Consider the following 7293-nt stretch of genomic DNA (forward strand, 5'->3'; position numbering starts at 1 on the left):
CCTTGTCGCCGCAGACGCGGCTCTGACTGGATTCCCGCCTGCGCGGGAATGACGGAGAATTCCGGCGAACGCGCTTCGCTGCTTTTCCGCCCAGCCAGCGCTGCCTAGAATCCGACCTCCGCCACCATCTTCGTCAGCACCGTGTGGGCGTCGAAGAACTCGTTCGCCACCTCGATCGCGCCGATCGAATGGTGGGCGTAGTCGGCGTTGATGCGGGCGACCGCCTCGCGGATTTCTTCGAGCGAGGAGAACGGGAACAGGCCCTTGCCGGTCTCGATGAATTTCGAGAAGCCGGTTTCCTGGGTGATGACCGGCCGGCCGGCGGCGAGGTAGCAGACCGAGCGGTCGGAGAACCAGCCGCTGTTCGGGCGCACGTAGATGTCCTTGGCCACCGTGAATTCGCCGCGCGAGGTGACGACGAAATCGCGGTAGGCCTGCATGTCGGCCGAGATCGGCACCGGGTCGACGATGTCCCAGCCGCCGTCGCGCACGCGCTCCTCGACGTCCTTGGACGGCGGGGTCATGGCCAGGCGGAACGGCTGCATCACGGCGCGCGGCAGGTCCAGGTATTTCAGGAAATTGACATGCTTCGACCAGCGATAGGTCTCACCGCCGACCTCGATGTCCTTGCCCTTGTTCTCCCAGGTCGCGATCGAGGAATAAAACGGCCCGGCAGACACGCAGCCGGCGTCCCACAGGTCGACCAGCACCGGCGGCCGCGTCTTCTTCCACTCGAACTTGACCATCGGCACCTTGCAATCCTCGTTGCCGAGGTTTTCGCCATAGGTGAAATGGTGGGTATGCAGGCTCAGGTACTCGAGCGAATCGACGTTGCCGGAGGCGACCTTGGCCTGCTCGAACACCGGATCGGTATCGACGAAGATGCGGACCGGGCACTTCAGGTGCTCTTCGCGCAAACGCGTGGCGCCGCAGAGATTGAACAAGGCCGACGCCTCACCGTAGAGCGACATCAGCCGCTCCTTGGAAATGCCGTGGACCACATCGTTCGCCGCGTCCCAGTAGGCCCAGCGGTCGCCCAGGTCGAAGCGCTCCATCATCGTCTTCACGAACTGGACGTTGTAGGTGCAATCCTCGACGATGCTGAACTGCCGGGGATCGTACGGGTTCGCCCCCGAATCCTCTATATACCAGACGTCGTAGCCCAGCCGGCGCAGCCCCAGCACATAATGCAGCGCCTGCCAGGCGATGCCTGCCATGGGAATCTGTCCGGCGAGATGCAGGACGAGCACGGTCTTTTTGTTAGACGCCAACATGCGTCTCCTCGGTGAGATCGAACTGAGTATCGTAGAGTTGTCTGAACAACCCGTTGCTGCGCTGCATCATTTCATCGAAACGCCCTGACTCCGCAATCACTCCGTCTTTCAGCACGAGAATTACGTCGGCCCGGCGCACGGTCGACAGGCGATGCGCGATGACGAAGGTGGTGCGGCCCTCGGTCAGGCGGCGGATGCCGGTCATGACCAGCGACTCGGTCTCGGCGTCGAGCGCCGAGGTCGGCTCGTCCAGAATCAGGATCGGCGCATCGCGCAACAGGGCGCGGGCAATGGTCAGGCGCTGCTTCTCGCCCTCGGAAAAAGTCGCCCCACCCTCGCCCACGATGGTCTCGTAGCCCTCGGGCAGGCTCTCGATCAACCGATCGATCTCGGCCAGGCGCGCCGCGTGCTTGACCTCGTCCAGGCTCGCGTCCGGCCGTCCATAGGCGATGTTCTCGCGCACGCTCAGCGGAAACACCAGGGGCGGCTGCAGCACCATGGCGACCTGGCGGCGCAGCGAGCGGATCTCATAGTCGCGGGCGTCGACGCCATCGATCAGGATCGCGCCCTCGCTCGGGTCGAAGAAGCGCGGGATCAGGCCCAACAGGGTCGACTTGCCGGCGCCGGTGGCGCCGACCAGCGCCACGGTCTGGCCCGGCTCGACCTGGAGTGTGATGCCGCGCAGCACCGACTGGTCCGCCCGGTAGCGGAAGGCGACGCCCTGCCACTCGATCCGGCCGGTGGCCCCGCTGTCCGGGAAGAGCCGGCTGCCGTCCTGGAGATCCGCCTCGGTATCCAGGATCTCGAAGCACCGCGTGGCGCCGACCCGGGCGCCGGCGATCAGCCCCCAACTCTGGGTGATCTGGTTGACCGGGCCGTAGAGCTGGGCGAGATACGTCGTGAACACCAGCAGCGTGCCGATCGACAGCGCGCCCGACAGGACCTCGTGCGCGCCGACATAGATGACGAGTGCCGTGCCCAGCGCCATCAGGGTGCCGATCACCGCCGAATAGAGCGTCTGCCAGGAATAGAGCTTCAGGTGCGAGCGCAGGGCCGCCCCGCTTACGTCCATGAAGCGGCGATGCTCCTCGGCCTCCTTGGTGAAGGCCTGGACCAGCTTGATCGAGCCCAGGCCCCAATGGGCGACCGAATAGACCAGGCTGTCGTTGTCGCGCGCCACCGTCGCGATATCGGCGATCTTGCGGTTGAACAGGCCGATCAGCAGGAACAGCAGCGGCACGACCGTGAGCGAGACCAGGGTCAGCTCCGGATCGATCGGCGCCAGCACGAAGATCATGCCGATCAGCAGCACGATCGCCTGCAGGATCGGCAAGACGCCGTTCATGATCATGGTCTGCACGGCATAGCTGTCGGATGTGACGCGCATCATCAGGTCGCCGACCCGCTGGCGGCTGTGATAGGCCAGCGACAGGCGCTGCAGATGGGCATAGAGCCGGCCGCGCAGGTCGGTCACCATGCGTTGGCCCAGCCAGATCGCCATGGCATTATAGACCACGGTCAGCGCGCCGCTCAGCAGGTAGATCACGACGAGCGCGCCGACCGCGACCGCGACCAGCCGGTCGGCCGACCAGGCCGGGATGCCCGGCAGCAGCCACAGCAGCGGGCCGAACGCGAGCGGCTTGCCGCCCAGCGCATTGTCGATGACGATCTTGAGCGGCCAGGGCTTCAGGAGCTCGAAGCCCAGCAGCACGAAGACCTGGACCAGCGCGGCGGCGAGCAGCGGCGTATAGGGCCGCACATAGCCCGAGATCTTCCAGGCGAGCCCGCGCATGGCCATGGAGTTGCGGTCAGCCGGCCTTGCGGCCGGTCATCGGCAGGAGCTGGGCCTTGCGCGCGACCTCGTCGATGACGCGGTTCATGATAGTGCCGAAGCGCCAGGTCTGGTCGGCGATGTAGGCGAAGTTCGCCAGGCCCACGACGGCGATGATCGCCGCCGGCACCGGCGCGCCCACGACCAGCGCCACCGCCGTGGCACCGGCATAGAGCCGCAGCACGAAGGACGACAGGCGCGACAGGCGCATCGAGCAGCGCACGCGCACCGCCCGCTTCTCGCCGCCGTGGTTCTCGGTGCAGACCATGACGAACGCCCGGCTCCACAGGCCGCGGGCGATCTTCAGGTCCCAGTCGCTCCAGCCCTCGTCCATCTGCAGGAAGTATTTGCGCGGCACCAAGAACTCCATCAGGCCGGCCAGCAGTACTTCCTTCTCTTCGTAATTCTGGCCCCAATAGGACAGGAACAGCGCGCGGTTGCGCCAGTCGAGCCGCGCCTGCTGCTGGATCGGCTCGGCCGGCAGATGGTCGACCGCGTTGGATTCCTTGACCCGCCACTTGACCCGGGTCCAGCCGCGCAGGATCGGCCCCAGGTAGATCAGCAGGGCGATCAGCGCCCGCGCCTTCAGCGAGCGGAAGCGCCGGTCGATGGGCGCCTTGAGCGCGCCCGAGATGCACATGGTCCAGGTCGTCAGCAGCGGCACCCACAGCAGCAGCCACCAGCCGCCGGCGACCAGCCCGACGAAGGCGAGCGCGATCGCGACGATGTTCCATTCGAAGGTCAGCGGCAGGAACGCGGCCAAGGACGAGGGCGGCTCGTACATGGTCTGGAACAGGCCGCGACCGAACACGCCGGAATAGATCACCGGCCGGCGTGACAGCAGCAGCGAGGCCGACAGGTCGCCATAGATCCGGCCCAGCCATTTCGCCTGGCCGAACAGGTTGAAGCGCAAGGGGTGCTTGGAATAGACCAGCGCCTCTGCCTTGCCATAGCCCTTCTGCTGGCTGAGATAGGCCTCGACCGTATTGCGGCGGAAATGCCAGACCACGGCGGCCGGTGCAAAGCCAATGGTGTAGCCGGCATTCTGGAAGCGCCAACAGATGTCGACATCGTCGCCGGCCGCGCGGTAGGTCGGGTCGAACCCGCCCAGCTCCAACAGCACGTCGCGCTTGAACGCCATGTTGCAGCCGGCGATATGCTCGGCCACCTCGTCCGACACCAGCACATGGGTCGGCCCGCCCGGCGAGACCGCGACGGCGGCCGGCACCAGATCGTCCTCCGGCGGCGGGAAGTTCGGGCCGCCGACCGCGGACAGGCCCTTGTGCTGCATCTTGGCGACCAGGTAGGTCAGCCAGTCCTTGTCGGCGACGCAGTCGGAATCCGTATAGGCGACGATCTCGCCGGTCGCCAGCTCCGCGCCGACGTTGCGCGCGACCGACAGGCCCTTGTTCGGCTGGCTGATGATCTTGCAATATTCGTAGCGCTGCGAGATCTCCAGCGTCCGGTCGGTCGAGCCGTCGTTGACGACGATGACCTCGTAATTCGGATAGTTCATGTGCTCGAGCGAGGCCAGGCACTGGTCCATCGTCCGGTCGGCATTGTAGGCGCAGACCACGACCGAGACGCGCGGATAGGCCGGCAGCGCCGGCGGCAGCTGTCCCAGGTAGTTGGCGGCGATGGCGTCGAACGCCGGCTTCTTCTGCCGGTCCTTGTCGACGACGCCGAATTCCCAATCCTCGATCAGGTGGCCGCCGGTGAACCATTCGTCGGTCCAGGCAAACACGCAGGTGCCGGCGCACCCGAGCTCGAACGCGGTACGCACCTGCCAGCCGATCGTCTCGGCCTGGTGCTCTTTGCCCTCGCGCATGGAATCCATGCCGAACTCGGTCAGCACGAGCGGCCGGTCGACCGCCAGGTTATGCAGGCGCGCGATATAGCGCCGGAACGCCGATTCATTGTGCAGATAGACGTTGAAGCACAGGAAATCCGTGAAATCGACGGTCAGATATTCGGTCGACGGGAAATTGGCGTAGCTGACCAGACCGGTCGGATCATAGGCCTTTACCTCCTTGACCAGATCGATCAGGAAGGCGCGCACCTTGTCCGGCCCGTGCCAGCGGATCATGTCGGGCGGAATCTCGTTGCCGATCATGTAGGCGAGCAGCGCCCGGTGGCGGCCGAGCGAGCGCACGCCGGCCATCACCATGCGGCGGATCTCGGACTTGGTCGCCTCGCTGTCGAGGAAGGTGATGTGCTGGGACCAGGGAATGCCGGCCAGCACGCGTAGGCCGAATTCCGCGGCGATGTCGAGCAGCCAGACCGGCGGAACGGTGAAGACGCGCAGCGTGTTGACACCGGCCTCGACCATCAGGCCGAAATCCTGGCGCACGCGATCGGCCGGCGGGAACTGGGTACCGTCGGCGCCGACCGGGAACGGGCCATAGGTGACGCCCTTGAGGAAGAACTTGGTCTGGCCGGTAAAGAAGAACTTGCCTTCGACGCGGATCGGCTCGAACGACGATGCCGGCACCCGGACCGGCGTCGGACTGAGGTCGATGACCTGGGGCGTCGGCTCCACCGGCTTGCGCGCGCGGGATGCCCGCTTCCTGGCGCCGTCCTCGGCATTGTCGACAGCCGCGTTTTCTTCGTTCAAGGCCATTCTCGTCCCGACTCGATTCAAATGTGCAACGGTACCGGCTCGCCCCCGCCGGCTACCGTACCGGTGAGAGAGAGCCTGCATGGCGCCGGCTTGTCAAATCCCGAGCGTCCCGACCCCATTTCCGCGGGAAACGACGCCGTTACCTCGTATGCCAGGCCCAGGCCGTGCGGATGATGCTGTCGATGTCCGACATCGCGGGTTTCCAGCCCAGCAGGCTGTTCGCCTTCGACGGATCGGCGACCAGCTCGGGCGGATCGCCGGCGCGGCGGGCCACTTCGCGGCGCGGCACGGTGCGCCCGGTCACCCGCTCGACCGCGTCGATCACCTCGCGCACCGAATTGCCGGTGCCGGTGCCGAGATTGACCTGGGTGGTGGCACCGCCGTCGAACAGATAGGCCAGCGCCTTCACATGGGCGTCCGCCAGGTCCTGGACATGGATATAGTCGCGCACGGCCGTGCCGTCCGGCGTCGGATAATCCGTGCCGAACACGTCGATCGCCGCGCGCTTGCCCAGCGCCGCATCGAGGATCAGCGGGATGAGATGGGTTTCGGGATCATGCTCCTCGCCGATCTCGCCCTCGGGATCGGCGCCGCAGGCATTGAAATAGCGGAGCGAGACCGAGCGGATGTCGTGGGCCGGCCCGTACCAGGCGAGTGCCCGCTCGATCATCAGCTTGGTCTCGCCATAGGGGTTGATCGGGCGCTGCAGCGTCTCTTCGGTGATCGGCATGCGGTCCGGCATGCCGTAGGTGGCACAGGTCGAAGAGAACACGATCGGCTTCACGCCGGTATGGCGCATCGCGTCCAGCAGCGACAGCGAGCCGACCACGTTGTTCTGGAAATAGATCTCGGGCTTGGTGACCGATTCGCCGACATAGGCGAAGGCGGCGAAATGCACGACGGCATCGATCGCCTCGTCCTTGATCACCTGCTCGAGTTTGGGGGTATCGGCGATGTCGCCTTCGACGAACGGTCCCCACTTCACCGCGTGGCGATGGCCGTAGACCAGGCTGTCGTAGGTCACCGGGCGATAGCCGGCGCGGGACAGGGCCTTGGCGGTGTGACTGCCGATATAGCCGGCGCCGCCGGTGACCAGGATATTTTTCGCCATCGGTCTCTTCGATCCTCTGAAGGGATTGCGCCCGTACCCGGTTCTTCCGGATCTATAACGCGTCATGCCCCGGGTTTCTTCCGTCCGGGTTTCGGCCAATGCCACAGGCTCTTTCTCACGATCCCGGCCGCCGCCGCCAGCGCTTTCGACCGGCACCAAAATTGTTACGACCGCAGTGCGGAATTTTCCGCGCAGATGCCCCGTTGTCTGGCGAGTCCTGCCGGCCGGCGGTCGTTTTACCGACCCGCAGACCGGGGCGATGGCGGATTTTGTTGGCGCCGGGCCGGCCGATCGGGCATGTGGTCTGGCTGAGCTTGCCATTACCACGAGGAGATATTGATGCGCATTGCGGTCATCGGGACGGGCTACGTCGGGCTTGTGTCTGGGGCGTGCTTCTCGGAGTTCGGCACGTCTGTGGTGTGCGTGGACAAGGACGCGGGCAAGATCGAGCGGATCA

5 protein-coding genes are annotated in these 7293 nt (G+C 65.7%); 1 reads left to right on the forward strand and 4 read right to left on the reverse strand.

Annotated features, from left to right (window positions below; genetic code table 11):
• Positions 1-104: 104 nt before the first annotated feature.
• The 4 genes from VGV37_RS10660 to galE form a co-directional block, all read right to left on the reverse strand.
• Positions 105-1271 carry a hypothetical protein gene (locus VGV37_RS10660; protein WP_326879645.1) on the reverse strand — a complete coding sequence of 389 codons (1167 nt, stop codon included), beginning with the start codon at positions 1269-1271 and terminating at the stop codon, positions 105-107.
• A complete protein-coding gene (locus VGV37_RS10665; protein WP_326879646.1) occupies positions 1261-3066 on the reverse strand; it encodes an ABC transporter ATP-binding protein in 1806 nt (601 codons plus the stop codon). Before VGV37_RS10665 ends, VGV37_RS10660 begins: the two co-directional genes overlap by 11 nt.
• 16 nt (positions 3067-3082) lie before the next feature.
• Complete coding sequence (locus tag VGV37_RS10670; protein WP_326879647.1) at positions 3083-5719, reverse strand: glycosyltransferase; 2637 nt, start codon at positions 5717-5719, stop codon at positions 3083-3085.
• Between the two features lie 145 nt (positions 5720-5864).
• Complete coding sequence (gene galE, locus VGV37_RS10675; RefSeq protein WP_326879648.1) at positions 5865-6836, reverse strand: UDP-glucose 4-epimerase GalE; 972 nt, start codon at positions 6834-6836, stop codon at positions 5865-5867.
• Between the two features lie 339 nt (positions 6837-7175).
• On the opposite strand from galE, the gene VGV37_RS10680 reads away from it, so the two are divergent.
• On the forward strand, positions 7176-7293 hold a 118-nt coding region (locus VGV37_RS10680; RefSeq protein WP_326879650.1), incomplete at its 3' end, for a hypothetical protein.

Source organism: Aliidongia sp. (genome assembly GCF_035943795.1).
Taxonomy (GTDB): Bacteria; Pseudomonadota; Alphaproteobacteria; order ATCC43930; family CGMCC-115725; genus Aliidongia.

Excerpts from the sequence above, each read along its gene's own strand:
- VGV37_RS10665 (WP_326879646.1), bottom strand. The coding sequence starts at position 3,066 with ATGCGCGGGCTCGCCTGGAAGATCTCGGGCTATGTGCGGCCCTATACG.
- galE (WP_326879648.1), bottom strand. The coding sequence starts at position 6,836 with ATGGCGAAAAATATCCTGGTCACCGGCGGCGCCGGCTATATCGGCAGT.